The organism is Hydrogenophaga taeniospiralis (assembly GCF_020510445.1).
Classification (GTDB): domain Bacteria; phylum Pseudomonadota; class Gammaproteobacteria; order Burkholderiales; family Burkholderiaceae_C; genus Hydrogenophaga.
On sequence record NZ_JAHBAG010000001.1, the window covers coordinates 1,427,133 to 1,449,440 of the forward strand.

Genomic DNA, 22,308 nt, shown 5'->3' on the forward strand with positions numbered 1-22,308 from the left:
GGGGGTAATGGTGGTGTCGGCTGATTTCAGACCTGCCCGCTCAGACGGCGGGCGGCGGCCAGCACCGGCTTGACGTGCCGCTCTTCAAAACGGTGGGCCGGCATGGTCAGCGTCAGGGCGGCAGCGATGCGGCCATCGGCGTGGAACACCGGCGCGGAGATGCCCGCCACCTCGGCCAGGCGGTCCCCTTCGGCGATCCAGTAGCCCTGTTCGCGGATGGTCGCGCTGATGCGTTTTTCGCCCTGCGTCGGGCGGTGGCTGTCGTCGCACGCGCCGAAGGCCGTGAGCACGCGCCCGCCGCTGCCCCGGTTCAGCGGCAGCACCTCGCCGGCCCGGATGTGGTCGCGCACGGGCTGCGGCGAATCCACCCGGTACAGGCACAGCCGGGTCTGGTTCGGGGCCTGGCCTTGCCGCACGTGGTAGGCCGCGCTTTCGCCGGTCTGGCGCACCAGCTCGCGCAACACCGGCAGCACGACGCGGTCGAGCGAAAACGAGGCGGCGTAGATGCCGTGCAGCCGCGCCACCTCGCCGCCGAGCGCGTAGCGGCCGTCGTCGAGCCGCTGCAGCAGCCGCGCGTGCTCCAGCGAGGCCAGCAGCCGCAGTGCCGTGCTTTTGTAGAGCCGCGTGCGCTCGGCCAGCTCGGCCAGGGGCAGCGCGTTGTCGCCAGCGCGGAACGCGCCCAGCAGCGAGAGCGCTCGGTCGACCGCCGCGGCGCCACCGGGGGCGGCGTTGTCGTCGGCCATGGAATGGGTCTGGGCTTTGCGGGGCATGGGGCTGGATTGACACGGGGGCAGGGCTCTGCCATCATTTCTTCAGAAAGAATACTGTTCTAACTGACAGAACGCAAGTTCATTCATGAATTTTTCCAAACACGGCCCCGCTGGGCCCCAGGTGCTGATCAGCGAGGTCGGCCCGCGCGACGGTCTGCAGTCGGTCGGCGCCACCATGGCCACGGCCGACAAATGCCGCTGGATCGACGCGCTGGCCGCCGCCGGTCTGCGCGAGATCGAGGTCGGTTCTTTCGTGCCGGCCAAGCTGCTGCCCCAGATGGCCGACGTGGCCGAGGTGGTGCGCCACGCGCTCACCCTCACCGCCCGCTACCCCGGCCTCAGCGTGATGGCCCTGGTGCCCAACCGGCGCGGTGCCGAGGCGGCGCTGGCCTCGGGCGTGCACAAGCTCACCCTGCCGGTGTCGGCCAGCGAGGCGCATTCGCTGGCCAATGTGCGCAAGACGCGCGAACAGATGCTGGACGAGCTGCGCGAGGTGCTCGCGCTGCGGCGCGAGCGCGCGCCGGGCGTGGCGGTCGAGGTGGGGCTGTCCACCGCGTTCGGCTGCACGCTGCAGGGCGCGGTGGACGAAGACGACGTGATCCGCCTGGCAGTGGCCTGCGCGCAGGCGGGCGTGGACGAGGTCGGCCTGTCCGACACCACGGGCATGGCCCACCCGGCCCAGGTGCGCCGCCTGTTCACACGGCTGCGCGCCGAACTGGGCGGGCACGCCGGAGCGGCCCACATGCACAACACCCGTGGCCTGGGCCTGGCCAACTGCCTGGCCGCGTTCGACGTGGGCGTGCGCACCTTTGACGCCTCGCTCGGTGGCCTCGGCGGCTGCCCCTACGCCCCCGGCGCCTCGGGCAACGTGGTCACCGAAGACCTGGTGTTCATGTTCGAGGCCATGGGCTTGCGCACCGGCGTCGATCTGGAAAAGCTCATCGCCGCGCGCGCGCCGCTGCAGGCCGGCCTGCCCGGCGAGCCGGTCTACGGCATGATCCCCGAGGCCGGCCTGCCCAAGGGCTGGCACGTCGCCTGAAGCTTTCTGATTCAACCCCATGCAAGACAACACCGCCACCACCGAGTTGCCCCGCCACCTCCCCTACGAAGGCATCCGCGTCGTTGAATTCACCCACATGGTGATGGGCCCCACCTGCGGCATGGTGCTGGCCGACCTGGGTGCCGAAGTCATCAAGGTGGAGCCGCCCGCGGGCGACAACACGCGCCGCCTGCTCGGCTCGGGCGCGGGCTTCTACCCGCTGTTCAACCGCAACAAGAAGAGCCTGGTGCTCGACCTGCAGTCGCCCGAGGGCAGGGAAGCCGCGCTCAGGCTCATCGCCACCGCCGACGTGGTGAGCGAGAACTTCAAGCCCGGCACCATGAAGAAGCTCGGGCTCGACCACGAGAGCCTGAAGGCGCTCAACCCGCGCCTCATCTATGTGAGCCACAAAGGCTTCCTGCCCGGCCCCTACGACCACCGCACCGCGCTCGACGAGGTGGTGCAGATGATGGGCGGCCTGGCCTACATGACCGGGCGCCCCGGCGACCCGCTGCGCGCGGGCTCCAGCGTGAACGACATCATGGGCGGCCTGTTTGGCGCCATCGGCGTCATGGCCGCGCTCAGCGCGCGCGAGAAGACCGGTCGGGGCTGCGAGGTGCAGAGCGCGCTGTTCGAGAACAACGTGTTCCTGGTGGCGCAGCACATGATGCAGTACGCCGTGACCGGCCAGCCCGCCGCGCCCATGCCCGAGCGCATCTCGTCCTGGGGCATCTACGACGTGTTCAAGGTGCAGGGCGGCGAGCAGATCTTCCTGGCGGTGGTGAGCGACACGCAGTGGGCCATCTTCTGCGACGCCTTCGGCTACGCCGACCTGCGCGACGACCCGCGCCTGCAGACCAACAACCACCGCGTGCGCGAGCGCGACTGGCTGATTCCGCTGCTGCGCGAGCGCCTGGGTGCGCGGGCCGCGAGCGAGCTGGCCGAGGTGTTCGAGGCCCATGGCCTGCCGTTCGCCCCCATCACACGGCCGCACGACCTGCTGGACGACCCCCACCTCAAGGCCACCGGCGGCCTGGCGCCCATCACCCTGACCGACGGTGCGGCCGCGGGCCGGCAGGCGCAGACCGTGCTGCTGCCGTTCACGCTCGACGGCGAGCGCCCCGGCGTGCGCATGAGCCCACCCCGGCTGGGCGAGCACAACGAGGAACTGCTGCGGGCGCTGGGCTACGACACGCAGGCCATAGACCGTCTCAGCGGGCGCTGACGGGACGACCCGCCGGGCATAAACTGCGCGCTGGCGGGTGATCCGTGTGGACGCCCTGTGTGGTCTTTGTGACTTTGCATCTTTTCAAGGAGGTTGGTATGACGGACTCTCAATCGCTGCGCTGGACCGCGGCACTGCTGGTGTCTCTGACGGTGGCCGCTTGCGGCGGGAATGACGACGGCTACGGCGCGGTTGCGGTGAGCACGTCCACGAACCGGGTGGCCATTTCCTCCGGGGAACTGACCCAGTCGGTCGCCAACGACGAGGCGCGCGACGAGTGCGACGCGAACGACTGCACGGTGGTGCTGCAGTTCGAGGACTGTGGGGCCGCGTCCGCCGGCACCATCGGCCAGACCCTGGTGATCGCGGCGGCGGCCGGCGGCTCGGCGTTCGACGCCCAGACGGCGGCCAACAACGCGTGCACCGCCCAGGGTGCGGTGGGCTGTGGCGAGATCCCCAATCTGCCGGCGCAGTGCAACTGAACGGTTGAGCGGATACGGCGGCGTGGCCGCCAATGTTGCGAATTTGGTAAAAAATGAACCAGGGGTGGCCGTTGATTACCCCGCTTTGATGCGGTAATCTGGCCCCCCATGGACAAGCTCAAGCAGCTCGAAACCTTTGTGGCCGTGGCCACGCGCGGCAGCCTCACCGCCGCGGCCAAGGCCGAGGGGGTCGCGCCGGCCATCATCGGCCGCCGGCTCGACGGGCTGGAGTCCCGTCTCGGCGTCAAGCTCATGGTGCGCACCACGCGCCGCATCACGCTCACGCACGAAGGCAGCGCCTTTCTGGAAGACTGCCAGCGCCTGCTGACCGACCTGGCCAATGCCGAAGCCAGTGTCAGCGCCGGCGGCGTCAAGGCCAGTGGGCATTTGCGCCTCACCGCGCCGGCCGGCTTCGGCCGCCGCCACGTGGCGCCGCTGGTGCCCCGCTTTCGAGAGCTGCACCCCGAGGTGACGATCTCGCTCAACCTGAGCGACCGCGTGGTGGACGTGGCCGGCGAGGCCTACGACTGCGCGGTGCGCGTGGGCGATCTGGCCGACTCTTCCCTGGTGAGCGTGCGCCTGGCCGACAACCGCCGCCTGTGCGTGGCCACGCCGAGATACCTGCAGCAGCACGGCCGCCCCGCGAACCCGGCCGATCTGGTGCGCTTTGACTGCCTCACGCTGTCCTCCGACGCGTCCCAGACGCGGGGCTGGGCATTTTCCGTGCCGGCGGCCGGCGGCGAGGGCGCCGAGATCGTGCACCTGCGCCCGGGCGGCCCGCTCGATTGTTCGGACGGGCAGGTGCTGCACGAGTGGTGTCTGGCGGGCTACGGCATCGCTTGGCGCAGCGCCTGGGAGGTCGAGGCCGACATCGCGGCCGGGCGGCTGCAGAGCGTGCTCGACGAATTCGCCGCCCCGCCCAATGGCATCTTTGCCCTGTTTCCACAGCGCAAACACCTGGCGTTGCGCGTGCGGCTGTGGATCGACTTCCTCAAGCACCACTACAGCCAGCCCGATTTCTGGTCGGCAGGACGCGCCTGAATTGGCGCTACAGTGATGCCCGGGCGCAAGCCCTCCGCGATGTGCGGAATCTGTTGAAAACCACCCACCAATGGAAAGAGGGAGCGATATGCGGCGATGGATTCAAGGTCTGGGGATGGCGCTGGCGCTGTTGCTGGCCGGCTGCGGCGGCGGCGATGGCGCATCGGTCGCCGAAACGCAATGTGGCAGCCTGGGCCTGTCGCCCAAGGTCCTCAATGGCACCAACTGCGCCACGCCCGAGCTCTCGCCCGTGGTGCTGCTGTACGTGGTGAATTCCGCGGGTGCGGTGTCCGCCTGCTCCGGCACCATGATCAGCAGCGACAAGATCCTCACCGCCGCCCATTGCGTACGCGGCAGCGTGCGCAGGGTGGTGACGCCGGTCTGGCGCGCCGACGGCAGCGCGGGCGAGATGAACGCCAGCCGCTGGGTGGCCCACCCGGGGTTCCAGTGGACGGCTGAGGGGTTTGTGAACGACGTGGCGGTGGTGTTCCTGCCCGCGGCGCTGCCCAACCCCACCATGCCGCTGCTGGTGAGCCAGCCGGCTGCGGTTGGGCAGTCGGTGTTCGTGGCGGGCTGGGGTGGTCCCGGGTTCCAGCTGGCCGTCGGCACGGTCACCCTTGAAATGGTCAAGACGGCGCAGCTGGGACACCATTACACGGGCGGCGCCGGCAGCAACACCTGCGGCGGCGATTCCGGTGGCCCCATGTACCGCCAGACCGGTGCGGGCAATGGCCTGATCGGCATCACCTCGTTTGGCACGGCCACCAGTTGTGGCGCTGACGATTATTCGTACTACACCAACCTGCAGAGCCCGGCGGTGCAGAGCTTCATCCGGGCCCAGGTGCCTGAGGCGGCCACGATCTAAACAGGGGTCGACGGGGTTCCGATGAGTGGGCCGTACAGCCCGCTGCGCCGGCTCTCCAGATAGCTGTGCCCGCGAGCTGTGGCCAGAGCGCTCGGGTCCAGCGTCACCCACAACAGTTCCTCGCCGCGCCCGGCGCGCGCCAGCACCGCGCCCGTGGCGTCGGCCACGGTGCTCAGGCCACCATAGGCGGTGTCGTTTTCCTGGCCACAGGCGTTGGCGTAGGCCACGAACACCCGGTTTTCGCAGGCCCGCGCGGGCACCAGCAGCTGGGGTACCTCGTCGAACGCCGCCATGTTGGCCGTGGGCACCAGCACCGCGTCCACCCCTTGAAGCGCCAGCAGGCGCACGGTCTCGGGAAACTCCACGTCGTAGCAGATCAGCAGGCCCAGGCGCCAGCCGCGCCATACGAACACCTGCGAGGCCGTCTCGCCCGCGCTGAACTGCGCGCGGTCCATGGCGCCGTAGAGGTGGGTCTTGCGGTAGCGGGCCTGCGACCGGCCGTCGGGGCCGATGGCCTGCACGGCGTTGAAGGGTGGGCCCAGCGGGTTGTGTTCGGGGTAGCCGTAGACGATGGCGAGGCCGTGGCGCTGCGCGATGACGGCCACGGCCTGCGCCAGCGCGCCATCGGCCGGCTCGGCCAGATCCCGCACGCGCTCGGCGCCGATGGCGTAACCGGTGAGACCCATCTCGGGACACAGCAGCAGCTGCGCGCCTTGCGCGCGGGCCCGGGCGGCCGCGTCGTCGAGCCGCTGCAGCGCCTCGGCTGGGGTGGCGGCGTAAGGGGTTTGCCAGAGGGCGAGGGTGAGCGGTTCGGTGTTCATGGAGGTGCGCGGCGGGGGTGTTTCATCTACTCCGGCAAGGCCATCGGGCCGATCTGCGCGAACACATCGCCCGGCCCCGGGTTCGCGGCGTGGCACCGTCCGCCCAGGTGGCGCACGATGCCCCAGACCGCGTTCAGCGAGGTCTGTACCGCACCCTCGACCCAGGCCGGCGTCCACGACACGTCGTCGCCGGCGATGAAGATGCCGCGCTCGGCCTCGGGAAAGGCGTCTTGCATGAAGTGGCTGTACATGCGGTGGTTGTAGCGGTAGTGGCCGGGCAGGGCGCCCTTGAAGGCGCCGAGGAAATGCGGGTCGGCTTCCCACGACACGCTGATCGGGTCGCCCACGATGTGGCTGGCGATGTCCACGTCGGGGTAGATCTTCTGCAGCGCCGAAAGTGCGAGCTGCACGCGCTTGTGCGTGTCGTGCGGCAGCATCTTGAGCGCGTCGCCCATCCAGGCGTAACTCAAGCAGATCACGCCCGGCTGGTCCGGCCCGTTGTCGAACAGGTAGGTGCCGCGCGTGAGGCGGTCGGTGAGCGTCATGCCCAGCGTGGGCCAGCCGTTGGCCTTCAGGTCGTTCCAGAACGGGCGGTCCACCATGACGAAGGTCTTGCTCGACTGCATGTAGCGCGTGCGGTCCAGCGCCATCCAGTGCTTCTGCGAAAACAGCGTCTCTTCCACCGCGATCTGCGTGGTCAGCAGCCAGCTCTGGCAGGTGGTGAGCGCGGCCGGGTAGTGGCGCGTGTTGCCCCAGGTGTCGGTCAGCGCGAGCTGGCCGTCGGGCGCGCGCGCGATGGCCGTCACGCCCGGGCGCGGCGCGCCGTGGTGCAGGCCGGCCAGCGTGGTGCCCGCCGGCCAGTGGCGCAGCTCGTGCGCGGCGGGCGCGTGGTGCCACAGGCCCACGGGCACCTGCTGGGCGCCGCCCACGATCAGGTGCTGGTTTTCGTCGCAGCCCGTGAGCACCACACGCAGGATCTCCAGCATGGAGTTGGGGAAGTCCGAGTCCCAGCCGCCGGTGCCGAAGCCCACCTGGCCAAACACCTCGCGGTGGCGGAACGAGAGCGCGGCAAAGGCGGGGGACTGCGCCACGAAGTCGTAAAAGGTGCGGTCGTCCCACAGCGGCACCAGGCGGTCCCACAGGGCTTTGAGGCGCGGCACGTCGCGCTCGCGCAGCGCCTGCTGCAGGCCGCTGAAGCCGGCGCCGTCTTCCAGCGCGCTGGCCCAGGCTTCGGCCACCTCGGCAAACAGCGGCGGCAGATCGGCCAGGTCGCGCGCCCAGTGGGTCTGGCCTTCGAGGTCGATCACGGTGCAGCCCGCGGCGGGCGTGAGCGGGTTGGGGAAGGGCCGGGTCCGCAGGCCGAGCCGGTTCACGTAATGGAAAAACGCCGTGCTCGACGCCGGAAAGCGCATGCCGCCGAGCTCGGCCACCACGCCCTGGCCGCCCTCAAACGGCTGCGAGCGCAGCCGCCCGCCCATGCGCGAAGCCTCGTAGACCACCGGCTTCAAGCCCAGTTTCATCAGCTCGTAGGCCGCCACCATGCCGGCCATGCCCGCGCCCACGATGGCGACCTCGCTGCCCAGCCGCTCCGGCGGCAGCTCGCCCAGCCCCTGCGGGTGGGTGATCCAGTCGTCAAAGGCGAATGGGAAGTCCGGGCCGAAGATGGTGACGGGGGCGGTGGCGGGGCGGGTGGTGTTCATGGGGCGCAATCTGGAGAGGGGAGGTGCCGCGTTGATCCGGTTCAGGTGTGTGTGTGGCGACGGCCAGAAGGTCGGCGCGGGGGTTAGGTCAGGCTCATCATGAGCCAGCCCGCCGTGCCCCACATCATGAGCGCGACCAGGCCGTCGAGCGCGCGCCAGACCCGCAGCGAGTTGAGCCGGCGGCCGAGCCAGAACGCGGCCGCGCCCAGCGCGAAGAACCACACCACCGAGCCCGCCGCAGCGCCCAAGCCGAACACGGCGCTGCGCTGGCCATAGGCCAGGGAGGCCGAGCCGATCAACACGGCGGTGTCGAGCCAGGCGTGCGGGTTGAGCCAGGAAAAAGCCAGGGCCGACAGCACCGCCCGGCTGCGCGAGACCGGCTTCGCCACCGGGCCGGCGGCCTCAGTGGGCGCGTCGCCCATGGCGCCGGGCAGCGCGCCGGGGCGCAGAAAACGCTGGAACGCCTGCCAGCCGTACACCGAGAGGAACAGCATGCCGGCCCCCACCAGGGCGCCCTGCAGTTTGTCGGACAGGCCCCCGAGCTGGGCCAGACCGAGCACCCCCAGCGAGATCAGCACCACGTCGGACAGCGCGCACACCGCCACGGTAAGCCACAGGTGCTGGCGCTGCAGGCCCATGCGCAGCACATGGGCGTTTTGCGGGCCGATCGCCATGATCAGCGACATACTCAGCACCATGCCGGCGGTGAAGGCGGGCGAGAGAAAAGCGGGCAGGGGCGGCAGTGTGAAGGCCAGGGCGGACATGGTGGGTTCCTCGCAAGCGGGTTCGGTTCGGGCGTTGGCCCGGGTGTGTGACGCGAACCGAGTGTGCTTGAACCGCGCTTGAAGTTAATGGGTATTAACCAAAACTGAGTTTGGTTTAATTTTTATTAACTTAATGAGGTCAGCAGTACAGGGGAGAACCTCTCCGGAGCGCCGCACCCCAACCGAGAACGCGGCGGAACTGGCTTCGCCAGGCCGCACGCGTTGCCCCCTTTCAGGGGGTCGCGCGCAGCGCGGCGGGGGTGTTTCAAATCTGCTGGCGGGTCTGCGACGGTGTCTCGCCAAACAGGACCTTGTACTCCTGGGAGAAGTGGCCCATGTGCCAGAAGCCCCAGCGCGCGGCGGTGTCGGCGATGGTGGTCGCGGGCGGTCCTTCGCGCAGGGCGCGCCGCACCGCGTTGAGCCGCACGGTGCGCAGGTAGCTCGCCGGGCTCATGCCCAGCGCCTCCTGGAAACAGTTCTGCAGGGTCCGCCGCGTCACGTGCAGGCGGGTGCACAGCTCGGCCACGCTCAGCGGTTCGTCGGGCTGTTCGAACACCAGCTCCCGCACCCGGTGCACCAGCTCCTGGCGCCGCTGCTGCCGGGGGTTGACGGCCTCGCTCAGTGTCTGGGGCATCACGATGTCGCTGAGCACGGTCAGCAGGGCTTCGCGCAGCGTGCGGCGGCTGGCCGCGTGGAGCAGCACCTCGGGCTGGCTCTGCAGGCTGCGCAGCACCTCGCGCACCAGGCCCACCAGCCGGTAACGCTGCAGCGCCGTCAGCGCCTGCACCTGCGGCACACCGGCCCAGTCCTCGGGCCAGGGCCGGTGGTGCAGCGCCTGGGCGTGTTGCACCAGCTGTGCCTGGTCCAGCACCATGCCGTAGAGGCCGTGGCCGGCCGGCACCTGGAGGTCGAACGGGGTGTCGCCACAGGCCAGCATGAGCTGCAGGCCGCTGGTCGGGCGGCCCATGAAGCGCAGCCCGCCATCGGTCTCCGGCACGGCCAGGCCGATCCAGACGCCGCCGTGCCAGGGCCGGCAGCGCTGGTTGGTGGCGCAATTGGCCACCTCCTCGAACACCTGCAGGTCGTGGTCGACCAGCTCGCGCACCTCGCCGCTGAATGCGCCGGCGGACGTCTGCTCGTAGTGTTGCTCCCAGGCGTCCAGGTTGCGGGCGTGGATGTCCACATCCTGCGTGCGTTTGACGCGGAAGCAGGCGGCGGCGGTGTCGGACTGCACCAACATGGCGTGCTCCTTCGGACGGGGTTCTGGCCGGGCCTGAGTATCAAGTTTCATGCCACCGGGCGCTCTGCAGGAAAACCCGCCCCACGCTATCCCGAATCGGAAAAAATGCGGCCCGGGCCCCGACGCTTGCCCAAACGGGATACCACCGGGCGCACCGGATTGGACACACTGCGCCCCAGGCTGCCCGAGCCGTTTCGGGCGACTCTGGATGCGAGCAACAACATGTCAACCCCCCCCAAACAGGTATCGCGCGAGCTCAAGCCCGTGCTGGGCGTCTTCTCCCTCTGGGGCATCGCCGTCGGTCTGGTCATTTCCGGCGAATACTTCGGCTGGAGCTATGGCTGGGCCAGCGCGGGCACCCTGGGCTTTCTGCTGGCCACGGTGTTCGTGGCGCTGATGTACACCACCTTCATCTTCAGCTTCACCGAGCTGTCCACCGCCATCCCCCACGCCGGCGGTCCCTTCGCCTACGCCCGGCGCGCCTTCGGCCCCACCGGCGGTTTCATCGCGGGCTTCGCCACGCTGGTGGAGTTCGTCTTCGCGCCGCCGGCGATCTCGCTGGCCATCGGCGCCTACCTGGGGCTGCAGTTCCCCTCGCTCGACCCCAAGATGGCGGCGCTGGGCGCCTACGCCATCTTCATCACCCTCAACGCTCTGGGCGTGGGCATCGCCGCCATGTTCGAGCTGGTGGTGACCCTGCTGGCCGTGGCCGAGCTGCTGGTGTTCGCCGGCGTGGTCGCGCCCGGCTGGTCGCTGGCCAATTTCACCGCCAACGGCTGGGCCGGTTCCAGCGAATTCACCATGGGCACCTGGGCCGGCATCTTCGCCTCCATCCCCTTTGCCATCTGGTTCTTCCTGGCCATTGAAGGCGCCGCCATGGCCGCCGAAGAAGCCAAGGAACCGCGCCGCACCATCCCCGTGGCCTACATCACCGGCATCCTCACCCTGGTGGCGCTGGCCTTCCTGGTGATGGTCATGGCCGGTGGCGTGGGCGACTGGAAACAGCTCTCCAACATCAACGACCCGCTGCCCCAGGCCATGAAGATGGTGGTGGGTGAGTCCAGCACCTGGCTGCACATGCTGGTGTGGATCGGCCTGTTCGGCCTGGTGGCCTCGTTCCACGGCATCATCCTGGGCTACTCGCGCCAGATGTTCGCCCTGGCCCGCGCCGGCTACCTGCCCGCCTACTTCGCCAAGGTGCACCCGCGTTTCAAGACCCCGGTGCGCGCCCTGGTGGGCGGCGGCGTGATCGGCGTGATCGCCGTCTTCAGCGACGAATGGGTCAGCTTCGGCGGCCTGCCGCTCACCGCCAACATCGTGACCATGGCCGTGCTGGGCGCGCTGGTGATGTACATCATCTCCATGGCCGCGCTGTTCAAGCTGCGCGCCAGCGAACCGCTGCTGGAGCGTCCGTTCCGCGCACCGTTCTACCCGCTGTTTCCGGCGATTGCCCTGGTCTGTGGCCTGGTGTGCCTGCTCGCGGTGGTGTACTTCAACGCCATGCTCTCGGTGCTGTTCCTGGGCCTGATGGCACTGGCCTACGGCTACTTCCGGGTCACTTCCGCGCAGCGCGACGCCGCCCCGGTGGATGCCATGCTGGGCGTGGTGGAATGAGGCCCTGAACACCCCCGCCGCGCTGCGCGCGACCCCCTCCAGGGGGCGGCACTGGCCGTCCGGCAAAGCCGGCCCGGCGGTGCCCTGGGTTGGACCGTTTCATGCGTTGCGGGTGACGCCTCGACGCCATGGACAACTGGAAGGAAGGATGCATCCGTGAGTCTGGGCACCACCCTCGGGCAGCGCGCCTACCGTTTCGAGAACCTGCGCGAGGTCATGGCCAAGGCCACGCCCCTGCGCTCGGGCGACTGCCTGGCCGGCCTGGCCGCCGCCACCGAGCAGGAGCGCGTGGCCGCGCGCTGGGTGCTGGCCGACGTGCCGCTGCGGCGCTTTCTGGACGAAGCACTCATCCCCTACGAAGACGACGAGGTCACCCGGCTCATCATCGACAGCCACGACGCCGCCGCCTTCGCCCCGGTGGCCTCGCTCACCGTGGGCGGTTTTCGCGACTGGCTGCTCGGCGCGCAGGCCACGCCCGAGGCGCTGCGCCGGCTCGCGCCCGGCCTCACGCCCGAGATGGTGGCCGCCGTGAGCAAGCTCATGCGCAACCAGGACCTGATGCTGGTGGCGCGCCGCTGCGAGGTGATCACCCGCTTTCGCAACACCCAGGGCCTGCGGGGCCACCTCTCGGTGCGGCTGCAGCCCAACCACCCCACCGACGACCCCGCCGGCATCGTCGCCAGCATGATCGACGGCCTGATGCACGGCGCGGGCGACGCCGTGGTCGGCATCAACCCGGTGTCCGACAGCGTGCCCGACCTGGTGCGGCTGAACCACCTGCTGGCCGAGGTGCTGGCGCGCGGCGCCATCCCCACCCAGACCTGCGTGCTCACCCACGTCACCAACACCATGCAGGCCATGCAGCTGGGCGCGCCGGTGGACCTGGTGTTCCAGTCCATCGCCGGCACCCAGGCCGCCAACCAGTCCTTCGGCATCGACCTGGCCCTGCTCGACGAAGCCCACGCCATGGCCCAGGCGCTGGGCCGGGGCACGGTGGGCCACAACGTGATGTATTTCGAGACCGGCCAGGGCAGCGCCCTGTCGGCCAACGCCCACCACGGCGTGGACCAGCAGACCTGCGAGGCCCGTGCCTACGCCGTGGCGCGGCGCTACCAGCCGTTGCTGGTGAACACCGTGGTCGGCTTCATCGGCCCCGAGTACCTGTACGACGGCAAGCAGATCACCCGCGCCGGCCTGGAAGACCACTTCTGCGGCAAGCTGCTGGGCCTGCCCATGGGCTGCGACATCTGCTACACCAACCACGCCGAGGCCGACAGCGACGACATGGACAACCTCATGGTGCTGCTGGCCACCGCGGGGCTGAACTTCCTGATCGGCGTGCCCGGTGCCGACGACGTGATGCTGAACTACCAGAGCACCTCGTTCCACGACGCGCTGGTGCTGCGCGAGTTGCTGGGCCTGAAACGCGCGCCCGAGTTCGAGGCCTGGCTGCAGGGCGTGGGTGTGACCGGCGCGCAGGGGCAGCTGCTGCCAGCGCCGCGCCAGCCCGCCTTGCCCGCCACGCTGTGGGCGTTGCCAGAGACGCCATGACCCAACCCCCACCTCCCACGCTCCCCGTGCTCCTCGATGCGCCCGGCCCGGACCCCTGGGCCCACCTGCGCCGCCACACGCCCGCGCGCATCGCGCTCGGCCGCAGCGGGGTCAGCCTGCCCACGCGCGAGGTGCTGGACTTCGCACTCGCCCACGCCCAGGCGCGCGACGCGATCCACCTGCCGCTGGACACCGAGGCGCTGCAGGACGGCCTGCGCTCGGCCGGCTGGCCGGCCCCGCTGGTGCTGCAGAGCCAGGCGCACGACCGGCACGAATACCTCCTGCGGCCCGACCTGGGCCGGCGCCTGGACACCGACAGCGCCACCCGCCTGGCACAGAGCCGGGCCGACGCGGCGCCCGCCGGCGGCGCACCCGATCTGGTGCTGGTGCTGGGCGACGGCCTGTCGGCGCTGGGCATCCAGCAGCACGCCGTGCCCCTGCTCGGCGCCATCCGAGACGCGCTCGACCCGGCCCTGCGCCTGGGCCCGCTGGTGCTGGTGCGCCAGGCCCGTGTGGCGGTGGCCGACGAGGTGGGCCAGCTGCTGGGCGCGGCCATGGTGGCCATGATCGTGGGCGAACGCCCGGGCCTGAGCTCGCCCGACAGCGTGGGCATCTACCTCACCCACGCGCCCCGGCTGGGCTGCACCGACGCGCAACGCAACTGCATCTCCAACGTGCGGCCGGCCGGGCAGGACGTGGTCACCGCCGCGCGGCGCCTGGCCTGGCTGGTCGGCGAAGGCCGCCGTCTGGGCGTCACGGGCGTGGGGCTCAAGGACCACAGCGGCCTGCCCATGGTGAGCCCGGCGGCCATTGCTGGGGGTTGAGGGGCCTCTTCCGGGTTTTGCCGGATGCCGTGTGGGTGAACGGAAGGTCTCGTTCGTGGCACCTCGCGTGCCAAGGCGTGCGCGGACAGGCCGCAGCGCTTCAGTGAGGCGGTCGGCGCGATGCGCCGACTCCCCTGCGATGCTCGCCGCCTCACAAGGCGCGCTGCGGCCTGCCCACGCACGCCTTGGCGACAAAGGGGTGGGGTCGCCACCGGTGGAGAGCCACTTCACTTCTTGCTGCGGCAGGCGCTGCCCGGTGGGCGCAGCGGAGTCGGCGCAAAGCGCCGACCGTCCCAGTATGAGCCCCCGCCGGGCAGCGCCTGCCGCAGCGCGCGAGGTGCAACGAACGACACCGCCCGTTCAGCGACAGAGCATCTAGGCAGACGATGAAAAGGAGGGAGCGAGCAGCGCCCCTCGGCAGGCTACTGGCTGGCGAGGGAAAAGATGCGGTCCATGAATACCCACTTTTCCCCTGCCGGCGTCCAGGGCGTGGGTGCCTGGTAGGTCCACATCAGCGTCTCCCAACGCTGGATGACCGGATTGGCCAGCGAGGCCTCGGCCATGGCCTGCACGCTGTACACGGCGGGGTCCACCTCCATCACCATGAACAGGCGCGTGCCCAGGCGGTAGATCTCCATGTCCAGCACACCCTGCGCGCGCAGGTGGTCGCGCACCTCGGGCCAGATGCGTTCGTGGGCCTGTTCGTACTCGGCGATGCGTTGGGCGTCGTCCACCAGATCGAGTGCCAGGGCGTAGCGCATGCGGGCTCCTTCGGTGGCTTGCTCAGGACAGGGCGCGGTCCAGATGGGTGTAGCCCCCATCGACGAACAACCATTGCCCGGTGGTGTGGGACGAGGCGTCCGACAACAGGAACACGCAGGTGCGCGCGATCTCTTCCGAGGTGGTCATGCGCTGGCCGAGCGGGATCTTGCGCGTGATGCTGGCGAGCTTGTCTTCGGGGTTTTCGAAGCTCTCGATCCAGCGCGCGTACAGCGGTGTCATGACCTCGGCGGGCAGCACCGCGTTCACCCGCACGCCGTCGGCGAGCAGGGAGGCGGCCCACTCCCGGGTCAGGGACAGTTGCGCGCCCTTGGACGCGGTGTAGCCGCTGGTGTTGCCCTGGCCCGTGAGCGCGGTCTTGGACGACACGTTGACGATGGCGCCGCGCGTGGCCTTCAGGTGCGGCACGCAGTAATGCGCCATCACGTAGTAGTGGATCAGGTTGCGCTCCAGCGAACCGAGGAAGGCGTCGCGCCCGGCGTCCAGGCCCACGCTGTCGTTGACGCCTGCGTTGTTCACCAGGCCGTCGATGCGGCCGAACTCGCCCACCGTCTGCGCCACCGCGGCGGCGCAGGCGGCCTCGTCGGACAGCTCCAGCTGGATGAACCGGTGGCGCGCCCCCGTGGCCTGCAGCTGCTGCGTGAACGCCGCCGACATCGGGCTCTTGCCCAGGATCACGGGCACGGCGCCCTCCTGGGCCAGGGTGAGCGAGATGGCGGCGCCGATGCCGCTGGCGCCACCGGTGACGATGACCACTTTGTCTTTCAGATGCAGGTCCATGGAAACGTTTCTCTTTGGGGGTTGTCGGGGTCTTATGGAATGGCGGGCGGCGGCGGGCTCAGGTCGTAACAGCGCAGGGCGTTGCCGCTCCAGAAAGCCTCTTGCTCCGCGGCATTCAGGCGCGAGCGCGCCCACTGCTCGGCCAGGCCGTGCACCACGTCGTACGAGGATGACAACTGGCACACCGGCCAATCGGAGCCGAACATCAGGCGCTGCGGGCCGAACGCCTCCAGCGCCTGGTCGAAGCAGGCGAGGATGTTGCGGGTGTCTTGCAGCGTCAGGCCGTGGTTGTTCAGCCAGTCGGTTTCGGTCACCGCGCCGGAGAGCTTGCACATCACGTGCGGCATCGCCGCGAGCTCGCGCAGGGCGTGGCCCCAGCCGGGCGAGGCCTGCGCTCCTGCGTCAACCCAGTCGCGCAGCGCGGGTTTGCCCACATGGTCGAGCACCAGCCAGTGCGCGTCGTGGCGGGCGCACAGCGCCACCGCGGCGGGCAACTGGTGTTCAAACACCAGCACGTCGTACACGCGCTGCTGCCGTTGCAGCGTTTGCAGGCCGCGCTGGTGGGCCGGCGCGGCCACCCAGGCCGATGCATCGGCCTCGTCCTGCAGGATGTGGCGCAGGCCCTTGAAGGCCGGGTGTGCGCACCAGGCCCGCAGCCGGGGCTCCAGATCGGCGGCGCCCAGGTCGGCCCAGCCCACCACGCCCAGCACCTCGGGGCACTGGTCGGCCAGCCCCAGCAGGAAGTCGGTCTCGTCGGCCAGCGTGCGCGCCTGCACGGCCACCACACCGTCCACGCCGGCCGTGCGCATGGCCGCCGCGTTGTCGGACGGCAGGCAGTCGCGCCGCAGGGCCGGCATGGCCTCGCTGATCCAGGGAAACTCCGGCGCGCTGTAGCGCCAGAAGTGCTGGTGGGTGTCGATCTTCATGCGGCCCGGGGCTGGAATTCGTACTGCTTCAGGGACGCCGGCTTCATCTCGATCGAGAAGCCCGCGGCCCGCGGCGGCATGTAGGCCGCGCCCCGGATGACGCAAGGATCCCTGAAATGTTCGTGCAGGTGGTCCACGTACTCGATCACGCGACCCACGCGGGTGCCGGCGATGCACAGGTAGTCGATCATCGAGAGGTGTTGCACGTACTCGCACAAGCCCACGCCGCCCGCGTGCGGGCACACCGGCAGCTTGTACTTGGCGGCCATCAGCATCACGGCCAGGATCTCGTTCACACCGCCCAGGCGGCAGGCATCGATTTGCACCACGTCGATGGCGCCGCGCATGATGAGCTGCTTGAAGACGATGCGGTTCTGGCACATCTCGCCCGTGGCCACCTTCACCGGGGCCACGCCCTCGCGGATCACGCGGTGGCCTTCGATGTCGTCCGGGCTGGTGGGCTCTTCGATGAACCAGGGCTTGGCGAAAGCCAGTTCGCGCACCCAGTCCACGGCCTGGTTCACTTCCCACACCTGGTTGGCGTCGATCATGAGGTGGCGGTTCGGCCCGAGCACCTCGCGCGCGATGCGCAGGCGGCGGATGTCGTCGGCCTTGTCGCGGCCCACCTTGAGCTTGATGTGGTTGAAGCCGGCGTCGATGGCCTCCTGGCAGAGGCGGCGCAGTTTGTCGTCGTCGTAGCCCAGCCAGCCGGCCGAGGTGGTGTAGCAGGGGTAGCCTTCGCGCTCCAGCGTTTCCCAGCGCTCTTCCTTGCCCACGGCGCGCTCCTTGAGCAGGGCCAGGGCTTCTTCGGGTGTGATGCAGTCGGTGATGTAGCGGAAGTCGATCAGCTTGACGATTTCCTCGGGGCTCATGCGCGCCACCAGTTCCCACACCGGCACGCCTTCCTGCTTGGCCCACAGGTCCCACACGGCGTTGACCACCGCGCCCGTGGCCAGGTGGATCGCGCCCTTGTCGGGGCCGATCCAGCGCAGCTGGCTGTCCGACGTGATGTAGCGCCAGAAGCGGCCCATGTCCTCGGTCACCCAGGCCATGTCCAGGCCCACCACCAGGTGGCGCATGGCCTCGATGGCGGCGCAGCAGATTTCATTGCCGCGCCCGATGGTGAAGGTCAGGCCGTGGCCCTCCAGACCGGGCAGGTCGGTCTCCAGAATCACATAGGCCGCGGAATAGTCCGGGTCCGGATTCATGGCGTCCGAGCCATCCAGGTGTTGGGACGTGGGGAAGCGCACGTCTACGACGCGCATGGAAACGATGACGCTCATCTCGGTACCTGTGTCGGGGTCGGTCGGGCCTTTCAGGCCTGCACCGTGGTTTGTGTCTGGATGCCCAGGCCGTCGATGCCCAGGCGCATGGTCTGTCCGGCGCGCAGGTAGACCGGGGGTTTCTGCCCCAGGCCCACGCCCGGAGGGGTGCCGGTGGAGATCACGTCGCCCGGTTGCAGGCTCATGAAACGGCTCAGGTAACTGATCAGGAAGGCCACGCCGTAGACCATGGTGGCGGTGCTGCCGTCCTGGTAACGCTTGCCGTCCACCTCCAGCCACATCTTGAGCGCCTGCGGGTCGGGCACTTCGTCGGCGGTCACCAGCCAGGGGCCGGTGGGGCCGAAGGTGTCGCAGCCCTTGCCCTTGTCCCAGGTGCCGCTGCGGTCGAGCTGGTATTCGCGTTCGGACACGTCGTTCACCACGCAGTAGCCCGCCACGTGGGACAGCGCGTCGGCCGGCTCGATGTAGCGCCCGCCGCGGCCGATCACCACGCCCAGCTCCACTTCCCAGTCGGTCTTCACCGAGCCGCGTGGAATCTCCACCGCGTCGTCGGGGCCGACGATGGCGCTGGTCCATTTGTTGAACACCACCGGCTCGGGTGGCACCGGCATGCCACTCTCGGCGGCATGGTCGGAGTAGTTCAGGCCGATGCAGATGAACTTGCCCACCTGGCCCACGCAGGCACCCAGGCGCAGGTCCTGTTGCGGCGTGCCGGCCACCAGCGGCAGGCTGTCGATGTTGAGGCTTCGCAGGCGCGCCAGGCTCTCGGGCAGCAGGGCCGAGCCGGCCACGTCGGCGATCACGCCGGAGAGGTCGCGCACGCGACCCTGGGCGTCGAGCACGCCGGGTTTTTCCTGGCCGGGGGATCCGTAGCGCAAGAGTTTCACAGTGAGTCCTTAGATGACCCCCCGCGCCGCGCCAGGGCGCGTCACCCCCCAGGGGGCAACACGAGCGGCCCGGCGAAGCCGGTTCCGCCGTGTTCTGGAGCGGAGCGGGAGTGGGTTGGTAGGTCGTGGATCAGTCGTACAGAACCGCGGCGATCTTGGGATCGTTCATGTTCGACTTGTCGTAGTAGTAGAAACCGGTGTCGATGATTTTGGGCAGCTTCTCGCCCTTGAGCGCCTTCACGGCCGCTTCCACCGTCTTGTAGCCAATGCCGACCGGGTTCTGGGTGATCGCGCCGGCGATGGTGCCGTCGTTGATCATGTCCTTCTGGGCCTTGCCGGAGTCGAAGCCGATGATCACCACACCCGTCTTCTTGGCTTCCTTGACGCCCTTGCCCGCGCCGATGGCGCCGGGTTCATTGGTGCCGAAAATGCCCTTGAGCTTGGGGTGTGCCTGCATCAGCGCCTTGGCGATCTCGGCCGACTTCAGCTGGTCGCCACCGTACTGCACGTCCACCACCTTGATCTTGGGGTACTTGGCCTTGATCTGGTTCAGGAAACCATCGCGGCGGTCCACGCCGGTGCGGCTGGTCTGGTCGTGGGCGATCACCGCCACTTCGCCTTCGCCACCGATCTTCTCGGCCAGCTTGTCGGCGGCCAGGGCCGCGGCCGACACGTTGTTGGTGGTCGCCGTGGTCACGGGGATGTCGCTGTCCACACCCGAGTCAAAGGCGATCACCGGAATCTTGGCCGCTTGCGCCTTCTTCAGCAGGGGAATGGCGGCCTTGCTGTCGAGCGCGGCGAAGCCGATGGCCGCCGGTTTTTTCGCCATGGCGGCCGAGAGCATGTCGATCTGCTTGTCCACCTGCTGTTCGGTTTCCGGTCCTTCGAAAGTCACCTTCACCTTGTAGTCCTTGGCGGCCTGATCGGCTCCCTGCTTCACGGCCTGCCAGAACTGGTGCTGGAAGCCCTTGGACACCAGGGGGATGTACACCTCCTGGGCCGATGCGAAGCTGGTGAAGCCAGCCAGTGCCAGGCCGGCGGTCAAGGCCAGCAGTTTTCTCTTTGCGTTCATGTTTGTCTCCAGTTGAAAAAGTGCGTTTGAAACGGAATCACGGGAAGGAAAGCGGGGGCAGGTGAAGGGCTTGTGGCGTGGCGCGGTCTCCTTGTCTATTTCTTGTTGCGACGCAGGTTGTCGGTGTAGACGGCCAGGATGATGATCAGCCCGGTCAAGACCATTTGCCACTCCTGCGCCACCGACATGATGCGCAAGCCGTTGATCAGCACGCTCATGATGAAAGCGCCGATGATGGTTCCCAGAATCGTGCCCACGCCTCCGCTGAGCGAGGTGCCGCCGATCACCACGGCGGCGATGGCGTCGAGCTCGTAGCCCTGGCCCAGGGCCGGTTGGGCCGAGTTCAGGCGCGAGGCGATCAGCAGGCCCGAGATGCCGCAGATACCGCCCGCGAAGGTGTAGATGATGACCTTCCAGCGGTCCACGTTCACGCCCGACAGGCGCACCGCTTCCTCGTTGCTGCCCAGGGCGAAGGTGTAGCGGCCCAGGGCGGTCTTGTTCAGCACCACCGCGCACACCGCCGCCACCAGGAACAGGATCAGCACGCCATTGGGAATGGGCAGCGAGGGGAACACGTCGCCGATCAGCGAGCCCAGCGAAATCTGATCGAAGCCTTCCACGTCGCTGAAGTAGATCGGGCGTGTCTGCGTGATCAGCAGCGACAGGCCTTTGAGCAGCATCATCATGCCCAGCGTGGCGATGAAGGGCGGCACCTTGAGCTTGGTGATGACCAGCCCTGAAATGCAGCCCGACAGCGCGCCCATGGCCAGGGCACACGCGATGCCCAGCGGCAGCGGGAAGCCCAGGTTCACGATGAAGACGCCCGCCATCACGGCACAGAAGGTCATCAGCACGCCCACCGAGAGGTCGATGCCCGAGGTGATGATGACGAAGGTGCTGGCGATGGCGAGCACGCCGATCACCGTGGTGGACTGCAGGATGCCGATGATGTTGTCCTGCGTCATGAAGGCGTCGGGCTTGAGCACGCTGAACACCACGAGCAGCGCGATCAGGCTGGCGAAGGCCAGCAGCTTTTGTTTGGCCTGCGCCCCGAAAAAGCGGGCCAGCCAGGAGAAGGGGGAAGTTGCTTGTGTCATGGAATGCCTAGTTGGTCTGAATCAGTCGCGGCGGGTGGCCAGGGCCATCAGGTTTTCCTGCGTCGCCTCGCTGCCCGGCACCTCGCCGGTGATGCGGCCTTCGCACATCACCAGCACGCGGTGGCTCAGCTGCAGCACCTCGGGCAGCTCGGAGGAAATCACCACGATGGCGCGGCCCTGCGCGGCCAGGTCGATCAGCAGTTTGTAGATCTCGCTCTTGGCACCCACGTCGATGCCGCGCGTGGGTTCGTCGAAGAACAGGATCTCGCAGTCCTGCACCAGCCATTTGGCGATCACCACCTTCTGCTGGTTGCCGCCCGAGAGCAGACGCGCGGTCTGGGTGAGCGAGGGCGTCTTGATGCGCAGCTTGTCCACCATCTGTTGCGACACCTGGTGGATCGCCGCACGGTTCAGGAACATGCCCCACTTCAGCCAGCGCTTGAGGCTGGGCAGGGTGATGTTGGACTCCACGTCCATGCCCGTGGCCAGGCCAAAGTGTTTGCGGTCTTCCGAGAGGTAGCCCATGCCCGCGCGCACCGCGTCCTGCGGCGAGCCCATGCGCACGCGCTGGCCGCGCACATGGATCTCGCCCGAGTCCAGCGGGTCGGCGCCAAACACGGCGCGCGCCACCTCGGTGCGTCCCGCGCCCATGAGGCCGGCGAAGCCGACGATCTCGCCGCGGCGCACTGAAAAGCTCACGTCGCGGATCGTGCGACCCCGGTTCAGGCCACGCACCTCCAGCAGCACCTCGTTGGCCGAGGTGTCGGGGATGTGTTTGTCGGCATGCTCCAGGTAGCGCCCCACCATCATCGCGATCACCTGCGGCATGGGGGTGTCGGCCGGCACGGTGTCGATGGTGGTGCCGTCGCGCATCACGGTGACGCGGTCGGCGATGCGCTGGATCTCGTCCATCTTGTGCGAGATGTAGACGATGCCCACGCCCTCGCTCTTGAGCTTGCGGATGATGCGGAACAGCTCCTCGATCTCGGCGTTGTTCAGCGCGGCGGTGGGCTCGTCCATGATGAGCACGCGCGTCTTGAACGACAGCGCCTTGGCGATCTCCACCATCTGCTGGCGCGCCACCGTGAGCTCGCCCACGGGGGTGGTGGGTGCGAGCACCAGGTGCAGGCGGTCGAACAGCGCCTGGGTGTCGCGGTTGAGCTGGTCTTCGTCCAGCAGCAGGCCCGCGGCCTTGCGGGGTTCGCGCCCCAGAAAGATGTTCTGCGCCGCCGTGAGGTGCGCCATCAGGTGCAGCTCCTGGTGGATGATGCCGATGGCCAGCGACTGCGCGTGCGCCGGGCTTTGAATCTCCACCGGTTCGCCGTCGAGCCGCACCTCGCCGCTGTCCTTGCGGTAGACCCCCGCCAGGATCTTCATCAACGTGGACTTGCCCGCGCCGTTTTCGCCCATCAGGGCGTGGACCTCGCCGGCGCGCAGGTCGAATCGCACCCCGTCCAGCGCCTTGACGCCGGGGAAGGACTTGCTGAGGTTCTGGACCGAAATCAGAGGGGCCACGACGGGACCCTGGCTGGACAGGCTGTCCATGG

The 22,308-nt window shown here is 68.8% G+C and carries 21 protein-coding genes; 8 read left to right on the forward strand and 13 right to left on the reverse strand.

Going from position 1 to position 22,308, the window contains the following annotated elements; translation table 11 throughout:
- Positions 1 to 26: 26 nt before the first annotated feature.
- The gene (locus KIH07_RS06980) at positions 27 to 770 is read right to left on the reverse strand and encodes an IclR family transcriptional regulator (protein ID WP_226491280.1); all 744 of its coding nucleotides are present in this window, start codon (positions 768 to 770) and stop codon (positions 27 to 29) included.
- A gap of 85 nt (positions 771 to 855) precedes the next feature.
- Between KIH07_RS06980 and KIH07_RS06985 the strand changes: the two genes are divergently transcribed.
- The 5 genes from KIH07_RS06985 to KIH07_RS07005 all read left to right on the forward strand — a co-directional run bounded on the left by KIH07_RS06985 (position 856) and on the right by KIH07_RS07005 (position 5,422).
- On the forward strand, positions 856 to 1,809 hold the full coding sequence (locus tag KIH07_RS06985) for a hydroxymethylglutaryl-CoA lyase (RefSeq protein ID WP_226491281.1): 954 nt from the start codon (positions 856 to 858) through the stop codon (positions 1,807 to 1,809).
- A gap of 19 nt (positions 1,810 to 1,828) precedes the next feature.
- Positions 1,829 to 3,034: a CaiB/BaiF CoA transferase family protein gene (locus KIH07_RS06990; RefSeq protein WP_226491282.1), complete on the forward strand. Its 1,206-nt coding sequence runs from the start codon at positions 1,829 to 1,831 to the stop codon at positions 3,032 to 3,034.
- Positions 3,035 to 3,132: 98 nt separating this feature from the next.
- Complete coding sequence (locus KIH07_RS06995; RefSeq protein WP_226491283.1) at positions 3,133 to 3,516, forward strand: DUF4189 domain-containing protein; 384 nt, start codon at positions 3,133 to 3,135, stop codon at positions 3,514 to 3,516.
- A gap of 108 nt (positions 3,517 to 3,624) precedes the next feature.
- Complete coding sequence (locus tag KIH07_RS07000; protein ID WP_226491284.1) at positions 3,625 to 4,557, forward strand: LysR family transcriptional regulator; 933 nt, start codon at positions 3,625 to 3,627, stop codon at positions 4,555 to 4,557.
- A gap of 88 nt (positions 4,558 to 4,645) precedes the next feature.
- Positions 4,646 to 5,422: a S1 family peptidase gene (locus tag KIH07_RS07005; protein ID WP_226491285.1), complete on the forward strand. Its 777-nt coding sequence runs from the start codon at positions 4,646 to 4,648 to the stop codon at positions 5,420 to 5,422.
- Here the strand turns inward: KIH07_RS07005 and KIH07_RS07010 are convergent.
- From KIH07_RS07010 to KIH07_RS07025, 4 genes are all read right to left on the reverse strand, one after another.
- Positions 5,419 to 6,243 (reverse strand): carbon-nitrogen hydrolase family protein, encoded by an 825-nt coding sequence (locus KIH07_RS07010; RefSeq protein WP_226491286.1) that lies wholly within the window; start codon positions 6,241 to 6,243, stop codon positions 5,419 to 5,421. The two genes, KIH07_RS07005 and KIH07_RS07010, sit on opposite strands and share 4 nt — an antisense overlap.
- A 26-nt stretch (positions 6,244 to 6,269) precedes the next feature.
- Positions 6,270 to 7,943, reverse strand: coding sequence for a flavin monoamine oxidase family protein (locus tag KIH07_RS07015; protein ID WP_226491287.1), 1,674 nt, complete (start codon positions 7,941 to 7,943; stop codon positions 6,270 to 6,272).
- A gap of 83 nt (positions 7,944 to 8,026) precedes the next feature.
- Complete coding sequence (locus tag KIH07_RS07020; RefSeq protein WP_226491288.1) at positions 8,027 to 8,707, reverse strand: LysE/ArgO family amino acid transporter; 681 nt, start codon at positions 8,705 to 8,707, stop codon at positions 8,027 to 8,029.
- Positions 8,708 to 8,972: 265 nt separating this feature from the next.
- Entirely contained in the window at positions 8,973 to 9,947 is a 975-nt protein-coding gene (locus tag KIH07_RS07025) for a helix-turn-helix domain-containing protein (RefSeq protein ID WP_226491289.1), read from the reverse strand.
- A gap of 222 nt (positions 9,948 to 10,169) precedes the next feature.
- On the opposite strand from KIH07_RS07025, the gene eat reads away from it, so the two are divergent.
- The 3 genes from eat (at position 10,170) to eutC (ending at position 13,936) form a co-directional block, all read left to right on the forward strand.
- Positions 10,170 to 11,561 (forward strand): ethanolamine permease, encoded by a 1,392-nt coding sequence (gene eat, locus KIH07_RS07030; protein ID WP_226491290.1) that lies wholly within the window; start codon positions 10,170 to 10,172, stop codon positions 11,559 to 11,561.
- 216 nt (positions 11,562 to 11,777) lie between these two features.
- Complete coding sequence (locus KIH07_RS07035) at positions 11,778 to 13,112, forward strand: ethanolamine ammonia-lyase subunit EutB (RefSeq protein ID WP_413465799.1); 1,335 nt, start codon at positions 11,778 to 11,780, stop codon at positions 13,110 to 13,112.
- Positions 13,109 to 13,936, forward strand: a complete 828-nt coding sequence (eutC, locus tag KIH07_RS07040; RefSeq protein WP_226491292.1) for an ethanolamine ammonia-lyase subunit EutC — start codon at positions 13,109 to 13,111, stop codon at positions 13,934 to 13,936. Before KIH07_RS07035 ends, eutC begins: the two co-directional genes overlap by 4 nt.
- Positions 13,937 to 14,358: 422 nt before the next feature.
- Here eutC and KIH07_RS07045 read toward each other — a convergent pair whose 3' ends face one another.
- From KIH07_RS07045 to KIH07_RS07080, 8 genes are all read right to left on the reverse strand, one after another.
- Complete coding sequence (locus KIH07_RS07045) at positions 14,359 to 14,697, reverse strand: L-rhamnose mutarotase (protein ID WP_226491293.1); 339 nt, start codon at positions 14,695 to 14,697, stop codon at positions 14,359 to 14,361.
- Positions 14,698 to 14,719: 22 nt separating this feature from the next.
- Positions 14,720 to 15,496 (reverse strand): SDR family oxidoreductase, encoded by a 777-nt coding sequence (locus tag KIH07_RS07050; protein WP_226491294.1) that lies wholly within the window; start codon positions 15,494 to 15,496, stop codon positions 14,720 to 14,722.
- A 32-nt stretch (positions 15,497 to 15,528) separates the two neighbouring features.
- The gene (locus KIH07_RS07055) at positions 15,529 to 16,422 is read right to left on the reverse strand and encodes an amidohydrolase family protein (RefSeq protein WP_226491295.1); all 894 of its coding nucleotides are present in this window, start codon (positions 16,420 to 16,422) and stop codon (positions 15,529 to 15,531) included.
- Complete coding sequence (locus KIH07_RS07060; RefSeq protein WP_226491296.1) at positions 16,419 to 17,705, reverse strand: L-fuconate dehydratase; 1,287 nt, start codon at positions 17,703 to 17,705, stop codon at positions 16,419 to 16,421. Before KIH07_RS07060 ends, KIH07_RS07055 begins: the two co-directional genes overlap by 4 nt.
- Positions 17,706 to 17,737: 32 nt before the next feature.
- Positions 17,738 to 18,592 carry a fumarylacetoacetate hydrolase family protein gene (locus KIH07_RS07065; RefSeq protein WP_226491297.1) on the reverse strand — a complete coding sequence of 285 codons (855 nt, stop codon included), beginning with the start codon at positions 18,590 to 18,592 and terminating at the stop codon, positions 17,738 to 17,740.
- 130 nt (positions 18,593 to 18,722) lie between these two features.
- Positions 18,723 to 19,664, reverse strand: coding sequence for an ABC transporter substrate-binding protein (locus KIH07_RS07070; protein WP_226491298.1), 942 nt, complete (start codon positions 19,662 to 19,664; stop codon positions 18,723 to 18,725).
- Positions 19,665 to 19,759: 95 nt separating this feature from the next.
- Positions 19,760 to 20,761, reverse strand: coding sequence for an ABC transporter permease (locus tag KIH07_RS07075; RefSeq protein ID WP_226491299.1), 1,002 nt, complete (start codon positions 20,759 to 20,761; stop codon positions 19,760 to 19,762).
- A 21-nt stretch (positions 20,762 to 20,782) separates the two neighbouring features.
- The gene (locus KIH07_RS07080; RefSeq protein ID WP_226491300.1) at positions 20,783 to 22,306 is read right to left on the reverse strand and encodes a sugar ABC transporter ATP-binding protein; all 1,524 of its coding nucleotides are present in this window, start codon (positions 22,304 to 22,306) and stop codon (positions 20,783 to 20,785) included.
- Between the last annotated feature and the right edge of the window lie 2 nt (positions 22,307 to 22,308).

Bases quoted from the DNA above. Each gene is read 5' to 3' on its own strand.
- KIH07_RS06980 (WP_226491280.1), bottom strand. From the start codon at position 770: ATGCCCCGCAAAGCCCAGACCCATTCCATGGCCGACGACAACGCCGCC.
- KIH07_RS06985 (WP_226491281.1), top strand. From the start codon at position 856: ATGAATTTTTCCAAACACGGCCCCGCTGGGCCCCAGGTGCTGATCAGC.
- KIH07_RS06990 (WP_226491282.1), top strand. From the start codon at position 1,829: ATGCAAGACAACACCGCCACCACCGAGTTGCCCCGCCACCTCCCCTAC.
- KIH07_RS06995 (WP_226491283.1), top strand. From the start codon at position 3,133: ATGACGGACTCTCAATCGCTGCGCTGGACCGCGGCACTGCTGGTGTCT.
- KIH07_RS07000 (WP_226491284.1), top strand. From the start codon at position 3,625: ATGGACAAGCTCAAGCAGCTCGAAACCTTTGTGGCCGTGGCCACGCGC.
- KIH07_RS07005 (WP_226491285.1), top strand. From the start codon at position 4,646: ATGCGGCGATGGATTCAAGGTCTGGGGATGGCGCTGGCGCTGTTGCTG.
- KIH07_RS07010 (WP_226491286.1), bottom strand. From the start codon at position 6,243: ATGAACACCGAACCGCTCACCCTCGCCCTCTGGCAAACCCCTTACGCC.
- KIH07_RS07015 (WP_226491287.1), bottom strand. From the start codon at position 7,943: ATGAACACCACCCGCCCCGCCACCGCCCCCGTCACCATCTTCGGCCCG.
- KIH07_RS07020 (WP_226491288.1), bottom strand. From the start codon at position 8,707: ATGTCCGCCCTGGCCTTCACACTGCCGCCCCTGCCCGCTTTTCTCTCG.
- KIH07_RS07025 (WP_226491289.1), bottom strand. From the start codon at position 9,947: ATGTTGGTGCAGTCCGACACCGCCGCCGCCTGCTTCCGCGTCAAACGC.
- eat (WP_226491290.1), top strand. From the start codon at position 10,170: ATGTCAACCCCCCCCAAACAGGTATCGCGCGAGCTCAAGCCCGTGCTG.
- KIH07_RS07035 (WP_413465799.1), top strand. From the start codon at position 11,778: ATGGCCAAGGCCACGCCCCTGCGCTCGGGCGACTGCCTGGCCGGCCTG.
- eutC (WP_226491292.1), top strand. From the start codon at position 13,109: ATGACCCAACCCCCACCTCCCACGCTCCCCGTGCTCCTCGATGCGCCC.
- KIH07_RS07045 (WP_226491293.1), bottom strand. From the start codon at position 14,697: ATGCGCTACGCCCTGGCACTCGATCTGGTGGACGACGCCCAACGCATC.
- KIH07_RS07050 (WP_226491294.1), bottom strand. From the start codon at position 15,496: ATGGACCTGCATCTGAAAGACAAAGTGGTCATCGTCACCGGTGGCGCC.
- KIH07_RS07055 (WP_226491295.1), bottom strand. From the start codon at position 16,422: ATGAAGATCGACACCCACCAGCACTTCTGGCGCTACAGCGCGCCGGAG.
- KIH07_RS07060 (WP_226491296.1), bottom strand. From the start codon at position 17,705: ATGAGCGTCATCGTTTCCATGCGCGTCGTAGACGTGCGCTTCCCCACG.
- KIH07_RS07070 (WP_226491298.1), bottom strand. From the start codon at position 19,664: ATGAACGCAAAGAGAAAACTGCTGGCCTTGACCGCCGGCCTGGCACTG.
- KIH07_RS07075 (WP_226491299.1), bottom strand. From the start codon at position 20,761: ATGACACAAGCAACTTCCCCCTTCTCCTGGCTGGCCCGCTTTTTCGGG.
- KIH07_RS07080 (WP_226491300.1), bottom strand. From the start codon at position 22,306: ATGGACAGCCTGTCCAGCCAGGGTCCCGTCGTGGCCCCTCTGATTTCG.